Annotated in this window: 16 protein-coding genes; 8 read left to right on the top strand and 8 right to left on the bottom strand. The window is 69.5% G+C overall.

What is annotated here, in order from left to right:
• Positions 1–47: 47 nt before the first annotated feature.
• From gyrB to dnaA, 5 genes are all read right to left on the bottom strand, one after another.
• A complete protein-coding gene (gene gyrB / locus Bra3105_RS11045) occupies positions 48–2126 on the bottom strand; it encodes a DNA topoisomerase (ATP-hydrolyzing) subunit B (RefSeq protein WP_228359650.1) in 2079 nt (692 codons plus the stop codon).
• 419 nt (positions 2127–2545) lie between these two features.
• On the bottom strand, positions 2546–3346 hold the full coding sequence (locus Bra3105_RS11040; RefSeq protein ID WP_228356740.1) for a DciA family protein: 801 nt from the start codon (positions 3344–3346) through the stop codon (positions 2546–2548).
• Complete coding sequence (recF, locus tag Bra3105_RS11035) at positions 3343–4620, bottom strand: DNA replication/repair protein RecF (RefSeq protein ID WP_228356739.1); 1278 nt, start codon at positions 4618–4620, stop codon at positions 3343–3345. The genes Bra3105_RS11040 and recF overlap by 4 nt, the downstream gene beginning before the upstream one ends.
• 20 nt (positions 4621–4640) lie before the next feature.
• Positions 4641–5765, bottom strand: a complete 1125-nt coding sequence (dnaN, locus tag Bra3105_RS11030) for a DNA polymerase III subunit beta (protein WP_228356738.1) — start codon at positions 5763–5765, stop codon at positions 4641–4643.
• Positions 5766–6361: 596 nt separating this feature from the next.
• Positions 6362–8125 carry a chromosomal replication initiator protein DnaA gene (dnaA, locus tag Bra3105_RS11025; protein WP_228356737.1) on the bottom strand — a complete coding sequence of 588 codons (1764 nt, stop codon included), beginning with the start codon at positions 8123–8125 and terminating at the stop codon, positions 6362–6364.
• Between the two features lie 388 nt (positions 8126–8513).
• On the opposite strand from dnaA, the gene rpmH reads away from it, so the two are divergent.
• The 7 genes from rpmH to Bra3105_RS10990 all read left to right on the top strand — a co-directional run bounded on the left by rpmH (position 8514) and on the right by Bra3105_RS10990 (position 13077).
• On the top strand, positions 8514–8651 hold the full coding sequence (rpmH, locus tag Bra3105_RS11020; RefSeq protein ID WP_152353963.1) for a 50S ribosomal protein L34: 138 nt from the start codon (positions 8514–8516) through the stop codon (positions 8649–8651).
• Positions 8652–8686: 35 nt separating this feature from the next.
• The gene (gene rnpA / locus Bra3105_RS11015) at positions 8687–9100 is read left to right on the top strand and encodes a ribonuclease P protein component (protein ID WP_200501987.1); all 414 of its coding nucleotides are present in this window, start codon (positions 8687–8689) and stop codon (positions 9098–9100) included.
• A complete protein-coding gene (gene yidD, locus Bra3105_RS11010) occupies positions 9097–9390 on the top strand; it encodes a membrane protein insertion efficiency factor YidD (protein ID WP_200501986.1) in 294 nt (97 codons plus the stop codon). The genes rnpA and yidD overlap by 4 nt, the downstream gene beginning before the upstream one ends.
• Before the next feature lie 85 nt (positions 9391–9475).
• Positions 9476–10576 carry a membrane protein insertase YidC gene (gene yidC, locus Bra3105_RS11005; RefSeq protein WP_228356736.1) on the top strand — a complete coding sequence of 367 codons (1101 nt, stop codon included), beginning with the start codon at positions 9476–9478 and terminating at the stop codon, positions 10574–10576.
• A gap of 95 nt (positions 10577–10671) precedes the next feature.
• Entirely contained in the window at positions 10672–11424 is a 753-nt protein-coding gene (locus tag Bra3105_RS11000; protein WP_228356735.1) for a Jag family protein, read from the top strand.
• A complete protein-coding gene (rsmG, locus tag Bra3105_RS10995) occupies positions 11424–12161 on the top strand; it encodes a 16S rRNA (guanine(527)-N(7))-methyltransferase RsmG (protein ID WP_228356734.1) in 738 nt (245 codons plus the stop codon). Before Bra3105_RS11000 ends, rsmG begins: the two co-directional genes overlap by 1 nt.
• A gap of 34 nt (positions 12162–12195) precedes the next feature.
• On the top strand, positions 12196–13077 hold the full coding sequence (locus tag Bra3105_RS10990) for a ParA family protein (protein WP_228359649.1): 882 nt from the start codon (positions 12196–12198) through the stop codon (positions 13075–13077).
• Positions 13078–13154: 77 nt separating this feature from the next.
• Here Bra3105_RS10990 and Bra3105_RS10985 read toward each other — a convergent pair whose 3' ends face one another.
• The gene (locus Bra3105_RS10985; RefSeq protein ID WP_228356733.1) at positions 13155–14003 is read right to left on the bottom strand and encodes a hypothetical protein; all 849 of its coding nucleotides are present in this window, start codon (positions 14001–14003) and stop codon (positions 13155–13157) included.
• A 292-nt stretch (positions 14004–14295) separates the two neighbouring features.
• Here Bra3105_RS10985 and Bra3105_RS10980 point away from each other — a divergent pair, with 292 nt between their 5' ends.
• Positions 14296–15138, top strand: coding sequence for a ParB/RepB/Spo0J family partition protein (locus Bra3105_RS10980; RefSeq protein ID WP_228356732.1), 843 nt, complete (start codon positions 14296–14298; stop codon positions 15136–15138).
• Between the two features lie 2527 nt (positions 15139–17665).
• On the opposite strand, the gene Bra3105_RS10975 is transcribed toward Bra3105_RS10980, so the two are convergent.
• Together Bra3105_RS10975 and trxB are read right to left on the bottom strand one after the other, a co-directional pair.
• Positions 17666–18316: a hypothetical protein gene (locus Bra3105_RS10975; RefSeq protein WP_228356731.1), complete on the bottom strand. Its 651-nt coding sequence runs from the start codon at positions 18314–18316 to the stop codon at positions 17666–17668.
• A complete protein-coding gene (trxB, locus tag Bra3105_RS10970) occupies positions 18300–19382 on the bottom strand; it encodes a thioredoxin-disulfide reductase (protein WP_228356730.1) in 1083 nt (360 codons plus the stop codon). Before trxB ends, Bra3105_RS10975 begins: the two co-directional genes overlap by 17 nt.
• Positions 19383–19399: the final 17 nt, after the last annotated feature.

Raw genomic sequence — 19399 nt, 5'->3', positions numbered from 1 at the left:
CTGTCAGTGCGGGTCGTCTGGGAGGTGCGGGGCGGGCTCGCTCTCGATCAGATGTCGAGGAAGCGCACGTCCTTCGCGTTCTCCTGGATGAAGCGGCGGCGGGACTCCACGTCGTCGCCCATGAGCACGGAGAACACCGCGTCGGCGTCGGCCGCCTCGTCGACGGTGACCTGCTTGAGGGTGCGCGAGGCGCGGTCCATCGTGGTGGTCTGCAGCTCCTGCCAGTCCATCTCGCCCAGGCCCTTGTAGCGCTGGATGCCGTTGTCCTTGGGGATCCGCTTGCCGGAGGCGCGGCCCTCGGCGAGGCGCGCATCGCGCTCGTCGTCGCTGAACACGTAGTCGTGCGGGGCGTTGGACCACTTCAGGCGGTACAGCGGCGGCATCGCGATGAACACGTGGCCGAGCTCGATGAGCGGGCGCATGTAGCGGAACAGCAGCGTGAGCAGCAGGGTGCAGATGTGCTGGCCGTCGACGTCGGCGTCGGCCATCAGGATGATCTTGTGGTACCGCAGCTTGGTGGCGTCGAAGTCCTCGCCGATGCCGGTGCCGAAGGCGGTGATCAGCGAGCGGACCTCCTGGTTGTCCAGGGCGCGGTCCAGGCGCGCCTTCTCGACGTTCAGGATCTTGCCGCGGATGGGGAGGATCGCCTGGGTGCGCGGGTCGCGACCCTGGACGGCGGAGCCGCCGGCGGAGTCGCCCTCGACGATGAACACCTCGCACTCGGCGGGGTTGCGGGACTGGCAGTCCTTGAGCTTGCCGGGCATGCCGCCGCTCTCGAGCGGGGACTTGCGGCGGGTCGCATCGCGCGCCTTGCGGGCGGCCTCGCGGGCGAGCGCGGCGCTCTGGGCCTTGCGCACGATGTCGCGGGCCTCGCCCGGGTGGGACTCGAACCAGTCGCCGACCTTCTCGGTCATCACCTTGGAGACGAAGGTGCGGGCGATGGTGTTGCCGAGCTTCGTCTTGGTCTGGCCCTCGAACTGGGGCTCGCCGAGCTTCACGGAGACGACCGCGGTGAGGCCCTCGCGGATGTCCTCGCCGGTGAGGTTCGGGTCCTTGTCCTTGATGAGGCCCTGCGCCTTGGCGTAGCGGTTGACGACGCCGGTGAGCGCGGAGCGGAAGCCCTCCTCGTGGGTGCCGCCCTCGTGGGTGTTGATCGTGTTGGCGTAGGTGTGGACCGACTCGGAGTACGCGGTCGTCCACTGCATCGCGATCTCCACGGAGATCATGACCTCGGTGTCCTCGGCCTCGATGTCGATGATCTCGGGGTGCACGATGTCGGCACGCTTGACCGAGTTGATGTAGGCGACGAAGTCGCGCAGACCGTTCTCGTAGCGGTAGGTGACGGTGCGGGGCTTCTTCGGGTCCGTGCCCTCGGCGGCGTCCTCGGCCTCGCGCTCGACGTCGACGGCCTGGTCGTCGTCCTCCCCGACCACCTGCGGGCGCTCGTCGGTCAGCGTGATCCGCAGGCCCTTGTTGAGGAATGCCATCTGCTGGAAGCGCTTGCGCAGCGTCTCGAAGTCGTAGTCGACGGTGTCGAAGATGTCGGCATCGGCCCAGAAGGTGATCGTGGTGCCGGTCTCCTCGGTCTCCTCGCCCTCGACGAGATCGGTCGACGGCGCCCCGCGCAGGTAGGTCTGGCGGTGCACATGGCCCTCGCGGCGCACCTCGACGTCGAGCCGGGTGGACAGGGCGTTCACGACGGAGGAGCCCACGCCGTGGAGGCCGCCGGAGACCGCGTACCCGCCGCCGCCGAACTTGCCGCCCGCGTGCAGCTGGGTGAGCACGAGCTCGACGGTGGGCTTGCCCTCGGTGGGGTGCATGCCGACGGGGATGCCGCGGGCGTGGTCGACGACCCGCACTCCGCCGTCGGCCAGCAGCGTGACCTCGATGGTCTCGCCGTAGCCGGCCATCGCCTCGTCCACCGAGTTGTCGACGATCTCCTGGACCATGTGGTGCAGGCCGCGCTCACCGGTGGAGCCGATGTACATGCCGGGGCGCTTGCGGACCGCGTCCAGGCCCTTGAGGACGGTGATGTCGGAGGCGCCGTAGTTCCCTCCGGCGACCTCGGCCGAGAGCTGATGCTCGGTCTCCTCCGACGTCTGCTCCTCGGGATTCTCGGCTGCCATCGCGCTGTCGCTCACGTCGGGGTTCGCTCCTCGGGTCTCGGTGCACACCGGGGGCAGGATCGTTCCGCCGACGGGTGCCGTGCTCGCCGGCCGACGGCATCGCCGACCGCAGACGGCGCACCGATCTCCCCACGGCGCGAGTCCGTGCGATGACCTGGGGCGACCCGGAGCGAGCGGCCGCAGCCGACGTCTCCTGATCCGCGGCCGTGGATGCTTCCGGCCGAACCTCTTCATTCTAGCGGATTCGAGGCCACGATTCACGCCGTGCGGCACGAAAATGGGGACAGATCGCCCCCGGAAGTGCCTCCAGGAGGCTCTGCGACGCCTCTCGGAGTGATCCGGGGTGGTGGAGATGAGGGCCGGTACGTACGGCGGGCCGCTGACGCGTCTGGAGGGCGTCTGGTGCTTCGGCCGGATCCTCAGCCGTAGGTGTCGCGGGGGCCGCGCCAGGTGACGGTGCGTCGGCCTCTCTTCCAGGAGCGCTCGGCCGCCGCGGGCCCGGTGACACGCAGCTCGGAGACGACGTGCGCGCCCACGTGCTCCTCGATCGTGGAGATCAGGCGCGGGGTGAGCATGCGCATCTGCGTGGCCCAGGCCGAGGAGCTCGCCGAGACCACGAGGACGCCCTCGTCGAGGGAGACGGGGGTGCAGTGCTCGGCGACGCTCGGTCCGACGATCTCGTCCCACTCCTCCAGGACGCGCCCGGAGTTCATGCCCTCGGTCCAGCCCAGGTCGCCCAGGACCCGTCGCATCACGGCCTCGAGTCCCTGCGGGTCACGGGCGTCGGGGCGCGATCCCGAGTACCCGGGCGTGCTGCGCCTGCGGCGCTCGTGGAGGCCCTGGGTCTTCGCGGAGATCGGGAACAGGCCGCGATCCCGAGCGGCGGCGCGGGAGCGGTTGACGGTGCGCCGGGCGAGCTCGAAGGAGTCGTCGCTGCGGGGCAGCTCGGGAGGGTCGACGGGCTCCTCGTCGACGCGATCCGCCTCGACGGAGGTTCGGCCGACGGATCCGATCGCCGGCTCGTCCGCCGGCTGCTCCGCCGGTTGCCCGGCCGATCGCTCCGCCGCCCCCTTCGCCGTCGAGGTCGCGCCGTGCCCACGTGCGGGAGCGCGCCGTCCCCCGCTGCCGGCGAGGGCCTGGCGCCGCTCCTCCTGCGCCGCGCGCTCTCGCCAGGTGCCCAGGTCGTACGGGTTCGGAACGTCGCCCGACGCGGGAGTCACCAGCTGCTCCCGCCGCCGTGATGGAGGGTGCCCTCACGCACGCGGGCCTCGCCGAGCTGCACGTCGACCACGTGGATCTCGCCCTCGAGGGAGTCAGGGATGTCCGAGTCGTTGGCGGTGGTGATGAGCACCTGGGAGGCGCCGGTGACGATGCGTCCCAGGCGCTCGCGGCGGCTGGTGTCGAGCTCGCTGAAGACGTCGTCGAGCACGAGGATCGGCTCGCCGTCGCCGAGGTCGCCCTCCTCCAGGCGCAGCAGGTCGTAGGAGCCCAATCGCAGGGAGAGCGCGAGCGACCAGGACTCGCCGTGGCTCGCGTAGCCCTTGGCGGGGAAGCCGTGGAGGCGGATCTCGAGGTCGTCGCGATGGGGGCCGACGAGGGTCACGCCGCGGTCGACCTCGTCGTCGCGCTTGGCGACGGCCTCGGCGAGCAGGGCGTCCTCGAGGTCCTTGGTGCTGGGCAGCGCGCCGTCGGGTACATCCAGAGTGTCCAGCACGCTCGAGCGGTAGGAGATGTCGGCCGGGGAGTCGACGCTGCCGCGCTGGTCGGGGGGCAGGTCGAGAGAGGCCTCGGCGCCGGCGTCGCTCGCCACGCGCAGATAGGAGTAGCCGACGTGGGGGCGCAGCCGGTTCACGAGGTGCACCCGGGCGCGCAGCAGCTCGGCCCCGAAGCGGGCGAGCTGCTGGTCCCAGACCTCGAGGGTCGAGATCGCGGCCTCCTCGGGGTCGAGGCCGCCCACGGAGCGGCCGGCGCCGCCGCGGCGCATGGTGCGCATCTGCTTGAGCAGCCCGGTGCGCTGCTTGATCACGCGATCGTAGTCGGCCTTCACGCCCGCGAAGCGGGGGGCGATCAGGAAGAGCAGCTCGTCGAGGAAGCGCCGTCGGCCCTCGGGATCCGCCTTGACCAGGCCCAGGTCCTCGGGGGCGAAGAGCACGGCGCGCACCTCGCCGAGCAGGTCCCGCAGCCGGTTCAGAGCGGCGCCCTGCACGCGCGCGCGGTTCGACTTGCCGGGGGTGATCTGCAGGTCCACCTGCAGATCGCGGCCGGCGCGCACGAAGGCCGCCCGGACGATCGCGGTCGATTCCCCGCGCCGCACGAGGGCGGCATCGTGGGGGACCCGATGGCTCGAGAGGGTCGCGAGGTACCAGAGCGATTCGACGATGTTCGTCTTGCCCTGCCCGTTGGGGCCGACGAAGACGGTCACGCCGGGCGCGAAGGGGAGCTCGAGGTGCTCGTAGGAGCGGAAGTCGATGAGATCCAGGGAGGTCAGATGCACGGGGACATCACCCCGCCCCCTCAGATCCGCATCGGCATGATCAGGTACTTGTACTCGCCGGAGGCATCGCCCTCGAGGGACTCCTGGCCGCTCATGACGGAGGGCTTGATGGAGTCGGTGAAGGTGAGCTTCGCGAAGTCCTCGCCGAGGGCGCCGAGGCCGTCGAGCAGGAAGCCGGAGTTGAAGCCGACGACGAGCTCCTCGCCGTCGAGCTGGGCCTCGAGGGACTCGGAGGCCTGGGCGTCGTCGCCGGCGCCGGCCTCGAGCGTCACGTTGCCCTCGGTGAAGGAGAAGCGCACGGGCGTGTTGCGCTCGGCGACCAGGGAGACGCGCTTGACCGCATCGATCAGCGGAGCGGTCGCGACCACGGCCGTGATCGGGGTCGAGCTCGGGAACAGGCGGCGCACGGGCGGGTAGTCGCCGTCCACGAGGGTCGAGGTGGTGCGGCGGCCGCCGGCCTCGAAGCCGATGAGGTTCGCAGAGGAGTCGTCGGAGATCGCGATGTCGACGCTGCCGCCGGTCGCGAGGGAGCGGGCGACCTCCTGCAGGGTGCGGGCGCGCACCAGGGCGGTGATCTCGAGGTCGGGCCGCGAGGGGCGCCAGGTGATTTCGCTCATCGCCAGGCGGTAGCGGTCGGTCGCCATCAGCGTCATCTTCTCGCCGACGATCTCGACGCGCACGCCGGTCAGCAGCGGGAGGGTGTCGTCCTTGGAGGCGGCGACGGTGACCTGGGAGATCGCCTCGGCGAACACGTCGGCCTGGACGGTGCCAGCGACCGGGGGCATCTCCGGGAGCTGCGGGTACTCGTCGACGGGGAGGGTCGCCAGGGAGAACGCGGCACTGCCGCAGCGCACCTCGACCTTGGTGCCGACCAGCTCGATCGAGACGTCCTTGTTGGGCAGGGAGCGGACGATGTCCGAGAGCATGCGTCCCTGGACCAGCACCTCGCCCGGGTCCTCGACCTCGGCGGGAAGGGTGATCTGCGCGCTGACCTCGTAGTCGAAGGTCGACAGCAGCAGTTCGCCGGTGCTCTGGGCGACGATGCGCACGCCCTGCAGGATCGGCATCGCGGGCCGGACGGGGAGCGTACGGGTCGCCCAGGTGACGGCGTCGCCGAGGACGCCGCGGTCGAGGTGGAACTTCACCGTTGCCACTCCTTCGCAGGGGGTCGAGGTCGGTGCCGGGTTCCCGGCAGATCAGGTGCGGGGTGTCGAGCTGCCGGGGGTGCCGGCTCTCGGCGGGAATCGCCCCGGGGACGGATCCCTCGGGGCGCGGTCGTCAGCGTAGCCGCTCGGAGGCACTTCTCGCGACACACCGAATCACACGCTTGACATTCACTGCCTCGAAGCTCCGGGGTCTCCAGGCCGACGGACGCAGCCCTCGCACTCCGACTTCTCCACATCCTCAGCGGAACAAGAACAGGATTCCTCTTCTTCACGGCTGTTGATGTCGTGGAGAACTCACGTCGTCGCAGGTCACATCGCATGATGCAGTCGTGCATGCAGCGTTGACGACGTCCACCTCGATGTGGGCGCTCTGTGCACATCTGTCCGATACGGCCCGTGGAACCACAAGAATCCATGCACATCGACCCCTGCGGGAACGCTCGATGCTCCACATTGTCCACAGAGTTGTTCACACTGGGGACGACGTCGCCCCGACCGTCCCTGTGGTCGATGGTCTGTCGCAGGGTGTGTCAGGGCCGGTGGCGCCTCGACCGCCCGCGCCCGACGATCGGGCCTCAGGCGTTCTGGGAGCTCGAGTTCTTGATGCGCGCCGTCAGCTCGGTCACCTGGTTGAAGATCGCCCGCCGCTCCTTCATGAGCTCCGAGATCTTCTTGTTCGCGTGCATGACGGTGGTGTGGTCGCGGCCTCCGAACTCCTCGCCGATGCGGATCAGCGGCATGTCCGTGAGCTCGCGGCACAGGTACATGGCGATCTGACGCGCGGTGACGAGCACGCGGGTACGGGCGCCGCCGGTGATCTGGTCGACCGTGAGGCCGAAGTAGGAGGCGGTCTGCGCGATGATCGTCGCGGCCGTGACCTCGGCGCCGTCGTCATGCGCGAGGAGGTCCTTCAGGACGCTCTCGGCGAGGGAGACGTCCATCGGCTGCCGGGACAGGGAATGCAGCGCCTGGACACGGATCAGGGCGCCCTCGAGCTCGCGGATGTTCGTGGAGATCCTCGAGGCGATGTACTCCAGGACGTCGCGGGGGACCTCCTGGGTGCCCTCCATCTCGACCTTCTTGCGCAGGATCGCGATGCGGGTCTCGAGGTCCGGCGGCTGCACGTCCGTCATCAGACCCATCTCGAAGCGCGAGCGCATGCGGTCCTCGAAGCCGCCCAGCTGCTTCGGGGGCAGGTCGGAGGTGATGACGATCTGCTTGTCGGCGTTGTGCAGCGTGTTGAAGGTATGGAAGAAGGCCTCCATCGTCTCCGGCGCCCGCTGCAGGAACTGGATGTCGTCGATGAGCAGGATGTCGATGTCGCGGTAGCGGCGATGGAACTCCTGCGCCTTGCCGAACTGGCCGGACTGCACGGAGTTGATGAAGTCGTTCGTGAACTCCTCGGAGTTCACGTAGCGCACCTCGATGCCCGGGTACAGCGACTGCGCGTAGTGGCCCACCGCGTGCAGCAGGTGGGTCTTGCCCAGTCCCGAGCCGCCGTAGATGAAGAGCGGGTTGTAGGCGCGAGCGGGGGCCTCGGCGACCGCGGAGGCGGCGGCCTGCGCGAAGCGGTTGGACGAGCCGATGACGAAGGTGTCGAAGGTGTACTTCGCGTTCAGGCGCGAGTCCGAGCCCAGCGTCGACTCCTCATCGGCGGGCGGGGCGGCATCCGTGGGCCGACGGGTCTCGTCGACCCGCTGCGTCCTCTCCGAGCGGCGGGCATCGTCCTCGTGGGCGAACCACTCGGCGTCCTCGCGTCGGCTCCGGGCATCGGACGACGGGCCCGCTGTCCCCGTTCCCGACCCGGTCTCCGTCGGCGCCTCCGCGGGGAAGCGATCGGCGCCGAACGGTCGACGGGCACCGGCGCCGCCCGCCGGAGCGGGGTCCGGAGAGGGGACGGGCGACGGGGAGGACGGCAGCGGGGACGGGGCGGAGGCGGTGCTCCGAGCACCTGCGGAGCCGCCCTGGGCGTCCGCTCCTTCCACGTTGTCCACATCGGTGTCCACAGCCCCGGTGGACGGCGCGCGATCGGTGGCGGCCGTGCCGCGCGGGGATTCGTCGTCGTCCTCGAAGAGGGACTCGTCGACGGTGACGGCGAAGCGGGTCTCCCGCCCCGTGGCCTCGGACAGCGCCTCCTTCAGGGCGCCGGCGATGCGCTGCTCGAAGAGGTCCTTCGCCCAGGTGGAAGGGGCTGCGACCAGGGCGGTGTCCGCGACGATGGCCATCAGCCGTGACAGGGTCAGGAAGGCCATGGCGCGCTCGGTGACGGTCTCGTACCGACGCAGGATCCGAAGGGTCTCGTCCCAGGTCGCGTCGTAGTCGACGGCTGTCTCGTCCATGCTGCTCTCCGTACGGGCTCAGGGTTGTCCACCCAGTTTTCCACAGTCTCGGAGCGCCTGGGGACGCTCCTGGGGTGAGCATGCGCATCGCCGGGAGGAACCGTTCGCCGGCTCGTCACCGGAGGGTCGCCGGGACGCGGCGGAATCCTTCGCGTCCGGTGAGAATCGCACCACAATCGGGCTGACCAGCGCCGCGTCCGTTGACCCCCCGTGTGCCCGAGCCTAGGATCGTGCAGTCGTCGCTGTGCCGCCCCCTGGGTCGGCGGAGTCGCACGGAACCGGGCCCCACGTCGGCCCCGGACACCGGAAGCGCCCGCCCCCGTGATCGCGCAGCGGCCCCAGAGCCACCGCGAGAGGCACGCCCCTGTGCCGCGATCGAGGAGAACCGATGACTAAGCGTACGTTCCAGCCGAACAACCGCCGCCGCGCCCGCAAGCACGGCTTCCGCGCCCGCATGCGCACCCGCGCCGGCCGCGCCATCATCAACGCGCGCCGTTCGAAGGGCCGCTCCGAGCTCTCGGCCTGAGCCTCGGCTCGACCGGTGATCTCGGAGGCAGGGCCATGAGCTGGTCCCGCCACCGGCTGCACACGGCGCAGCAGTTCCGCACGGCCACCCGCCGAGGAGCCCGCGCCGCACGATCCCACGTGGTCGCCCACCTGGTCCTCCGCACGGAGGAGCCCCAGGAGGCCCGCGTGGGATTCGTCGTCTCCACGAAGGTGGGCAACTCGGTGGTGCGCCATCGGGTGTCCCGCCGTCTGCGGGAGATCGTGCGCAGCCACCTGACCGAGATCCCCGAGCGCTCCGACCTGGTGCTGCGCACCCTCCCCGGGGTGCAGGACGTGCCCTTCGCGGATCTCGAGGAGCAGGTGACCGGCGCGATCGCGAGCGCTCGCCGCAAGCTCGAGAAGCGCTCGGCGCAGCGGTCCGCGGAGAGCACCGCACCCGGGACGCCGACCGCGGCGGTCGCGCCATGATGCCGCTCGCGGCGCTCCCGCGCCGGGTGCTCATGCTCCCGATCCGCGCCTACCAGGTGGGGATCTCGCCCTACACGCCGCCGGCGTGCCGCTTCGACCCCGTGTGCTCGCAGTACGGCATGGACGCCCTGCGCAGGCACGGAGCCGTCAAGGGACTGCTGCTGACCGCCTGGCGGATCGTGCGCTGCAACCCCTTCACCCGGGGCGGGATCGATCCCGTGCCGGCACCCGGGATGTGGACGAACCCACGTCCCGGCCATCGCTCGCGAGGGCGGCGCCCAGCCCGATAGGGCCTACCCTTGTCCGAGACCCCGACCCGCAGCCGTCACACCGCATGAACGACATGCGCCTACGGACGGCAGGAAGATCAGGCCGATGCCCAACATCCTCTATCCCATCGAGTGGGCCGTCGCATGGATCATGGTGCTGTTCCACCGGTTCCTCGACCTCTTCATGGACGGCAGCTCCGGCTGGACCTGGCTGCTGTCCATCGTGGGACTCACGATCGTCGTCCGCACCCTGATCACGCCTCTGTTCATCAGGCAGATCCGGTCCTCGCGCGCCATGCAGGCGGTCTCGCCGCAGCTCAAGGCCGTGCAGAAGAAGTACAAGGGCAAGACCGACCAGGCGTCCCGGCAGGCCATGAGCGAGGAGACCATGGCCATCTACCGGGAGGCCGGGGCGAACCCGCTCTCCTCGTGCCTGCCGCTCGTGCTGCAGATGCCGATCTTCTTCGCCCTGTTCCGCGTGCTGTTCTACAAGCTCAAGGACGCGGCGAACGGCGAGGCCTTCGGCCCCCTGACGCATGACCTGGCCTCCAACGCCTACCACGCGACCCTCTTCGGCCACGTCACCATCGCGGACAGCTTCCTGAACTCCGGTGCCGGCGGCATCGGCACCAAGATCGTCGCGGGCGTCATCATCGCGCTGATGTGTCTGGGCAACTTCATCACCCAGAAGGAGCTGACGATGCGGAACATGCCGCCGTCGGCCCTCGAGGGCCCGATGGCGAGCACCCAGAAGATGATGATCTACATGCTCCCGTTCATCTACGTGATCACGGGACCGGGCCTGCCGATCGGCGTGCTCACCTACATGCTGACCACCACCGTCTGGACCATGGCGCAGCAGGCGATCGTGGTCTACACGTACCCGACGCCCGGCTCTCCCGCCGAGGCCTCGCACCAGAAGCGCATCAACGCCAAGCGCGAGAAGAACGGCCTCGAGCCCCTCGACTTCACGCCCAAGAAGCCCGTGGTCGTCGACGACGACGCCCCGATCCGGGTGCAGCCCAAGGCCAACAAGGGCGGGAAGAAGATGACCGACGCCGAGCGCCTCGAGGCCGCCCGCGAGGCGCGCCGCAAGGCCCAGGAGGAGCGGCGCGCGCGCAACCAGGACGGTGGCGAGAAGTCCTCCGACCAGTCCGGCAAGAAGCCTTCCAACGCCCTGAACAAGGGCAAGAAGCGCAAGCGCTGAGTCGTTCCCCGCACGATCCCGCAGGGGCGGAGCGCCCCGCTCCTGCGGATCCGATGCACGGCCCACGGCCTCACCCATCCCCTGAGGAGAACACCATGACCGAACCCAGCACCTCCGACGACGCCGTCGAGACGCCCGAGACCCCCGCCAGCGCACCGGCCGCCGATTCCGGCGTCGACACCGGCGACGCACTTGAGACCGGCGGCGCTCCCGAGAACGGCGACGCACTCGAGGCCCCCGCCGAGACCGCGGCTCCGGCTGAGACCGCGGCTCCCGCCGCCGAGGCCCCGGCCTCTGCGAGCGACGACGAGAGCGCCTCTCCGGAGGCCGAGGAGCAGCAGGCCGACGAGGAGGAGCCGGCTGCGCCCCGCGATCCGGCCGAGCGCGTCCGTGAGCTCGAGGAGGAGGGCGACATCGCCGCCGACTACCTCGAGGAGCTGCTCGACATCGCCGATCTCGACGGCGACATCGACATCGACGTGGACGGAGACCGCGCGTCGGTCGAGATCCGCGGCGCCGACCGCCTCGCGAAGCTCAACGGCTCGCGCGGCGAGCTGCTCGATGCCCTGCAGGAGCTGGCCCGCCTCGCCGTGCAGTCCCACACCGGCAACCGCTCGCGCCTCATGCTCGACATCGGCGGGTTCCGCGCGCAGCGCAAGGACGACCTCGAGCACCTCGCCGAGGACGCCGTCGCGACCGCTCGGGAGAATGGCCGTCCGGTGCCGCTGCGGCCGATGAACCCCTTCGAGCGCAAGGTCGTCCACGACGTCGCCAAGCAGGCAGGCCTGCGCTCCGAGTCCGACGGGGACGGCAAGGACCGTCACGTCGTCATCTACCCGGCGTCCTGATGGGCGCCGGTCCCGTCGGCCCCGAGGGCGCTGGTCGCAGCGGTGCCTCGGCCCCGGCGCCGCCCGAGCATCTGCGGCCCGTCGCCGAGCGCCTGCTGGGTGACCGGCTGGGCCTGGCCGAGCGGTTCGTCAGCATGCTCGCCACGGACGGCCTCGAGCGCGGCCTCATCGGCCCGCGCGAGGTGGCCAGGCTCTGGGAGCGCCATCTGATCAACTGCGCGCTGCTCGTCGACGCGATCGACGAGGGAACGCGCACGCTGGCCGACGTCGGCTCCGGAGCGGGACTGCCCGGCGTGGTCCTCGCGATCGCCCGACCCGACCTGCGGATCACCCTGATCGAGACCATGCAGCGCCGTGCGAGCTGGCTCGAGGAGGTCGCCGAGGAGCTGGGCCTCGAGGTCGAGGTGGTCCGCGCCCGGGCGGAGGACCTGCACGGCCGACGGAGCTTCGACGCGGTGACGGCACGGGCCGTCGCGGCCCTCGAGAAGCTCGCGAAGTGGACCCTGCCGCTCGTCGCCCCCGACGGGGAGCTGCTGGCGCTCAAGGGGAGCTCCGCGGCCGAGGAGATCGAGAGCGCGCAGAAGGTGCTGCGTCGCCTGGGCGGCGTCGATCCCCAGGTGCTGGAGCTCGGAGTGGGAGAGGTCGAGGTTCCCACTACAGTGGTCAGGGTGCGCCGCGCCCCGCAGGGCGGGAGCGCGAGCACTGCACGGACGAGGAAGGGAGAGGCACGTGGCTGAGAGCCGCAGCCGTTCCACCGGTCCCACCGGGAGCATGGACGACACCCCTCTCATGCGTCAGCTCGCCCGGGACCATGCCCGTCGACGGGAATTGGAGGGACTCGTGTTCGACGCTCCCGAGAGCACGCGCGTGATCACGGTGGCCAACCAGAAGGGCGGGGTGGGCAAGACGTCCACGACCGTGAACCTCGCGGCCGCTCTGGCCATGGGTGGACTGAAGGTCCTGGTCATCGACATGGACCCGCAGGGCAACGCGTCGACGGCGCTGGGCGTGGACCATCAGTCCGAGGTCGCGAGCATGTACGACGTCCTCGTGGAGTCGACCCCTCTGGACGACGTCGTGCAGGAGGTCGACGAGGTCGAGGGCATGCTGTGCGCCCCGGCCACCATCGACCTCTCGGGCGCCGAGATCGAGCTGGTCTCGATGGTCGCGCGCGAGAACCGTCTGCGCGGCTCGATCCGCGACTACCTCGCCGCTCGGGAGTCCTCCGGGCGCGAGCGCCTGGACTACGTGCTCATCGACTGCCCGCCGAGCCTGGGCCTGCTGACCGTGAACTCGCTGGTCGCCGCCCGCGAGGTGCTCATCCCCATCCAGGCCGAGTACTACGCCCTCGAGGGCCTCACGCTGCTGCTGAAGAACATCGACCTGCTGCGTCAGCACCTGAACCCCGAGCTCGTGGTCTCCTCGATCCTGCTGACGATGTACGACGCCCGCACCCGCCTCGCGGCGCAGGTCGCGGAGGACGTCCGCACGCACTTCCCGGATCAGACCTTCGGGACGACGATCCCGCGCTCCGTGAGGATCTCGGAGGCGCCGAGCTACGGCCAGACCGTGCTGTCGTACGATCCCACGAGCAGCGGCGCGCTCGCCTATCGGGCGGCCGCGCACGAGCTCACCACACGAAGCGTCCCCTGACCTGCAGCGGGACGTCGCACAACACCCTGAACCCATGAACGGCTCGAGAGGCGAGGACGCCCCGGAGGCCCGCACGATCACTGAGCAGTGAGGACGGACATGACGCAGAAGCGAGGACTCGGACGCGGTCTGGGTGCGCTGATCCCCGGGGGGTCCACGCCTCCCGCCGAGCAGCCTCTGCGCACGCGCAGCCATCCGCGCACGTCCGCCGAGCCCGGAGAGAGCGGTGCGTCCACCCGACCCGTCGACATGTTCTTCTCCGGCGAGCCGACGGAGGGGCAGTCCTCCGAGCGCGCCCGCGCCGCCCGTGGGGACATCGCGGGCGACATGGCGCGCGATGCCCGTGAGCGCCGCGCCGCCTCCCGCACCACCCGTTCCTCCCGCGCCCGCGGGGGTGTTGCCGCCCGCAGCGTGGCCTCCCCCTCGGAGGCGCCGGTGCAGGACGCCCCTGCCGGCACGGCCGCCGCCGACGACGCGTCGACCGAGCCGGCGAAGGCCGAGGAGCCCGCCGCGAAGAGGACCGCTTCCACGAAGACCTCGGCGAAGAAGCCCGCGGAGAAGAAGTCCGATCCCAAGAAGCCTGCCGCGAAGAAGTCCACGGCGTCGAAGGGCGCGGCCGCGACCTCCTCGTCGAAGAGTTCCTCGTCGAAGAGCTCCTCATCGAAGTCCTCTTCCGCGGAGTCCTCGTCCTCGCAGGACGCCGAGTCCTCCTCTCGATCCACTGCAGCAGCGGCGAAGCCGGCGTCCGACGCGTCCGCTGCGCGCTCCAAGGGGGCCACGAAGTCCACGCGTTCCACGGCGCCGGCGAAGCGCAGCAGTGCTCCCACCAGGGCGGTTGCTGCGGGCGCCGCCTCCGCGGAGCGGGTCGACGAGGAGAGGGCACCGCAGAGCGCCGACGGCGGCGCCGAGCCGACCCCGAATCCCACTGCTGCGCACGAGGACAGCACCCCGCAGGGCGCTGCCGCTGCGGACGCCGCCTCCGCGGACGCTGCCGTTTCGGGCACTGATGAACCGACTCGGGAGGACAGTCCGGTCGTGGACGTCGATCCCGGCCACCGGTTCCCCGCGCGCGAAGACATAGAAGAGCACTCGTCACCGCGGGAAGCACCGACGGTCGAACCCTCCGACACGGTCTCCAGCGTCGATGACGCCCACGAGGCGGACAGCGCAGCGGACGACACCGCGGCGGACGCTGACGCGGATGACCAGAGGGGCCTCATGCCGGTCCCCGGCGCCGAGTTCGCAGAGATCCCGATCCACGAGGTCCGGGAGAACCCCCGGAACCCCCGCACGGACTTCGACGATGATCAGCTCGACGAGCTCGCTTTCTCGCTGCGCGAGGTCGGCGTGCTGCAGCCCGTCGTGGTGCGGCCCATCCCCGTCACCGATGACGGCGAGTCCTTCGAGCTCGTCATGGGCGAGCGGCGCTGGCGCGCCGCCCGTCGGGCCGGGCTCGCGACGATCCCTGCGATCATCCGTGCCACGAGTGATGACGACCTGCTGCGGGACGCCCTGCTGGAGAACCTCCATCGGTCCCAGCTGAACCCCCTGGAGGAGGCAGCGGCGTACCAGCAGCTCCTCGAGGACTTCGGCTGCACGCAGGACGAGCTCGCCGATCGCATCGGACGCTCCCGGCCCCAGATCTCGAACACTCTGCGCCTGATGCGCCTTCCGGTCGTCGTGCAGCGGCGCCTGGCCAGTGGCGCGCTCTCGGCGGGCCATGCGCGTGCTCTCCTCGCGATCGAGGATTCTCGCCTCCAGGAGGAGCTCGCGCAGCGTGTGGTCGCGGACGGGCTCTCCGTGAGAGAGACCGAGCGCCTCGCTTCCCGCGGGACGGAGCCGGCGGCGAACCGTCCCGCTCCCCGGCGCACGAGCTACAACCCGCGCGTGGTGGACCTGACCAGTCGGCTCTCGAACCGTCTGGAGGCTCCCGTGAAGATCGACGTGGGCAAGCGCAAGGGTCGCATCACGATGGAGTTCTCGAATCTGGACGATCTCGAGCGGCTCGCAGCGAAGATCGGCCTGGACCTCGGCGAGGCATTCGGCTCGCAGGAGAGCTGAGCGCGACCGCGCCTGAGCCTGAGCCGCGACACAGCCCTCCCCGCTTGAAGCGGGGAGGGCTTCTTCGTATCGGTGCAGATGTCCAGACCGATGGACAGAGCGGCTGGGTGACCAGGATGATGTGCTCGGTGTTCCGGGCCGGCAGGTGGGACGTGCGGTTGCGCCGTTCGCCGTACGTAGTGGGCCAGGTCGGCTGACCTTGCCCTCGCTCTCTCTCGAGATGGGTTGAGGCTCGCCACAGGCCATGATCCTAGTGGTCCGCAGCGTAAACATGTAGCACGGTACAGGGCTACAAAAGCTACTCACCTGCCATTACGTGTGGCGAGCGCCATCCCTGGTCGTCGCGATAGTGGTTTCCACATGTGTGGACTCGGCTGTGGAGAGTCGACTGCACGGTGTGCCGTCGTGGGTTTACCCGGCCTCGGGAGGGTGTTCCACGTGGAACGTGAGGGCTGCTTGGTGACCTAAGGCCCCCGGAAACTGCACTGCTGATGGGCATTATGGGACGACGAGGAAGCCCTTCTGGTGACACATTCGAAGCCTTGCGCTCTTACGCGGTGCGTGCGCCGCGAGAGAGTTTCCCGTGAAACCGCGTCACGCACGGGCGCCGGTGTCTCTGCGGGAGCGCTCTTTCACCTCGCTCCCTCTTTGATTTGGGGGCGACTAGGGCTGCCGTTGAGGTAGAAGCCAGGTTTCACGTGGAACGAGCGTTGCTTGTAGGGCTTGCGTTCGAAACCCAGCGGAGGCGCAATGGGTCGTTCCATGTGAAACTTTCCCGTCGGGAGCTGGGGCGCGGCCGTGGCTGCGCGCGGAGACTCGCTACTCCACCGGCATCGGGCCTGAGTTCTCCTGCACTCTGTGCCGTTCCGATGAATGTGGGGATCTGGCATCGCTCCCGCATGCGGGCGTGGGCATCCCGAGACGTTCCACGTGAAACGTGGCCCGCTCGGCAGAGCGAACGTACTCGTGATTCGGGACGAGCCCACGTGTCGTAGTAGCAGCTCGAGTTTCACGTGGAACGCCCCGTTGCAATGTGCAGACGAGATTGTTGGCCGATTGCAGGTGCCCGCCCTCTTCACGTAGGGCTTGTTGTTCCACGTGGAACGAACGTGTCCCGCCACGGCGCACTCACCGCCCTGTGTGGTCAGCGTTCGCCTACATGGTCGAGCGCAGTCCGATGCAGCTCCACCGGCGCCAGAGTGCCGTGTCGGGGATGTTGCATTTATCGGAAGGGCTCCGGAGTACGCGATCAACGACCGTTTCCCGTGAAACGCCGCCCTGGGCTAAGGGTTCATGGGGGTTGCTGCGATCCAGGTCGATGTCACGAACGGGACGACATCGCCGAAGCGGCGTTCCACGTGGAACGAGTGCGGGACGTAGGAAGCAAGCAGAGTGACTTCCCCACATCCTCCCTAGGGAAGCACTGCAGCAGGGATTCTCGATGTTCCACGTGCAACGAAGAAGAAAAGGGCGCCTGACCTGCATGTTTGTCTTCGCGGCACCCGCTCGACGTGTGGATGCAAGCCTCTCTCGAGCGTCGCATGGAGCTCGCGAGAGCGGTGGCCGCATTGATCCTATGCGCGGGGCGCGCACGAGCCCTTCGCGCGAACGAGGTCTTGAAGGACATGGTGACCGTGCTTCACGTGAAACACCGGACGTCCATCGCGGGATGCGCCGTGCAGCGCCCGTGTGGATGAGGTTCCACGTGCGACAAGACGTCGCGCGTACAGATTGGGGAAGGGTGTGGACGGGCGCCATTGCCATGGCCGGTGGGCTCGGGCCCCGGTTACGACACTGTGACCGCGACGGATCTCGGCACGAATGATATGAGACGGCCGCGCGCGTCCAGTGCGCCGTTCGGGTTTCGCGTGAAACCCGATCCCGTGCGCCTCACGCGCGCTGCCGAAAGACCGACGCGATGGCACGAATGATTAACGGCCCACCGCGAGAGGGCGCAGCGCTCATGGGCTTCGCGTGGACGTGCACAGTGTGCACGAGGATGTGGATAAGGTGTTGCTGAGTGCGCACTCCGGTGGACACACGGGTGGACAAGCGAGGGCGGCGTAATGCGAGCTGAGTCACACAGTGTCATGTGTGGCCATAAAGCCCCTGGTCAGGAACCCGGCGCGTGTCCCCCGTCGAGCGGAGAGCGAAGGCGAGACACGCGCGAACGTGGAGCACAATGTGGATAACTCTGTGGAGAAGCGGGCTGATAACTGTGGACAACGGTGTGGAGATGTGTGGACCCAAGCATCAGTCTCGGTATCGGTCCTCGTGGGAACGGCGTGGCGATGCACCAGTCCCAGAACGGCGACGTGTGGCGATCTGGGAGCGTCGACGCTGCAGGATCGAGAAACCCACACTCTCGGGCCCATTCAACGCCGCGAGGCGAGTCGGTCTCCGAGACTGCGTCCATGGTTCTCGCCTGGAGCACGCTTCGGAGACATGGCGTCACACCTTCTGCGCCATCGACGGCCTCGTCGCCCAGATGCTGCCGCTCTGCGTCGCCCTTCCGGATTCCAGAGTGTCAGCGTCGGTCTTCGGTGGCTCGGGCCGCGGCTCCAGGAGCGTGAGACGCGTCCGGCTCGTCCACGAGAGCGAGGATCTCGAGTTTTGGTACAGCCCCGATGCGACGCCCGGCTTCCCGCCAGGCTCCCTCGAGCACGAGACCGTGCCCTTCCAGACTCTCCCCCGCGAGCGTGGTGCCGGGGACACCATCTTCCTCCGGAGCGTGCGGCAGGAACTGGACGTGTGGATCCGGTTCTCCGTCTCGGCCCTCGGGGCGGAGAAGGATCCAGGTGGGGAGATGATCCACCGCCAGACGTGAGAGAACAGGAGCGCCCGGATCACCATCTGGTGCAGTGACCCTATGATCGGCCTCGGCCTCGGCCTCGGCCTCGGCATCGGCATCGGCATCGGCATCGGCATCGGCCTCGGCCTCGGCCTCGTCCCCGGCATCGTCGCCGGCCCCGGAAGCACGGACGTATGCATCGACGTCGGCGCGGCTCGCCGGCACCGAGTCAGCGTCGAGGACCAGGGGAAGGATCCGGTCACCCCACCGGCGCTGCAGCTCCTGGAGAAGAGTGCGCGCGGGCCGGCACGGCAGACACCACGAGGCCGTCACCAGAACGATGACGGCCTCGGGATGCAGCGTGCGGGCCTCAGGCCTCGCGGGCACCGGCGGTCGCGAGCTGCTCGGGCTCGTCGTCCTGCAGGGCGAGCCAGCGCTCGGCATCCAGGGCCGCCTGGCATCCGCTGCCGGCGGCCGTGATGGCCTGGCGGTAGGTGTGGTCCACGACGTCGCCGGCGGCGAAGACGCCCTCCACGGAGGTGTGCGTCGAGCGGCCCTGGACCACGATGTAGCCCTGCTCGTCGAGCTCCACCTTGTCGCGGAACAGCGCGGAGCGGGGCTCGTGGCCGATCGCCTCGAACACGGCCGAGGTCGGCAGCGTGCGCTCCTCCCCGGTCTCGGTGTCCTTGACCGTCACGGACTCGACCTGCTCCTGGCCGTTGATGCCGACGACCTGCGCGTTCCACGCGAAGTCGAGCTTCGGATCGTTCTCGGCCCGTCGGGCCATGATCTTCGAGGCGCGCAGGGCATCACGTCGGTGCACGAGGGTCACCTTCGTGGCGTAGCGGGTGAGGAACGTGGCCTCCTCGACCGCGCTGTCGCCGCCGCCGACGACCACGATCTCCTTGTCCTTGAAGAAGAAGCCGTCGCAGGTCGCGCACCAGCTGACGCCCTTGCCGGAGAGGCGCTTCTCGTCCTCGATGCCGAGCTCGCGGTACGCCGAGCCCGTCGCGATGATCAGCGAACGTCCCCGGTAGACGGTCCCGTCCTCCAGGGTGACCGTCTTGACCGGGCCCTCGAGCTGCACGTCGATCGCGTCCTCGAAGAGGATCTCCGCGCCGAAGCGCTCGGCCTGCTCCTGCATGGTCCCCATCAGCTCGGGGCCCATGATGCCGGTCGCGAAGCCCGGGTAGTTCTCGACATCGGTCGTGGTCATGAGGGCGCCACCGGCGTCGAGCGCACCCGCGATGACCACGGGGCGCATCTCGGCGCGCGCCGCGTAGATCGCCGCGGTGTAGCCCGCGGGGCCGGAGCCGACGATGAGGACCTCGTGGATGGTGTCGTCGGCCGCGGAGCCGTCGTTCGCAGAGGCGGCCGGGGCCGTCGTCGCCGCGGCCGGCGTGGTGGATCCGGCGCCGCCGAGGATGTTGAGGGCCTGGATGGGCTGGGTCATGGATGGGTCCTTCCGAT

This window comes from Brachybacterium halotolerans subsp. kimchii (genome assembly GCF_020792675.1).
Lineage (GTDB): Bacteria > Actinomycetota > Actinomycetes > Actinomycetales > Dermabacteraceae > Brachybacterium > Brachybacterium halotolerans.
The sequence above is the reverse complement of the archived record's forward strand: the minus strand, read 5'-3'. Positions and strand labels throughout refer to the sequence as shown.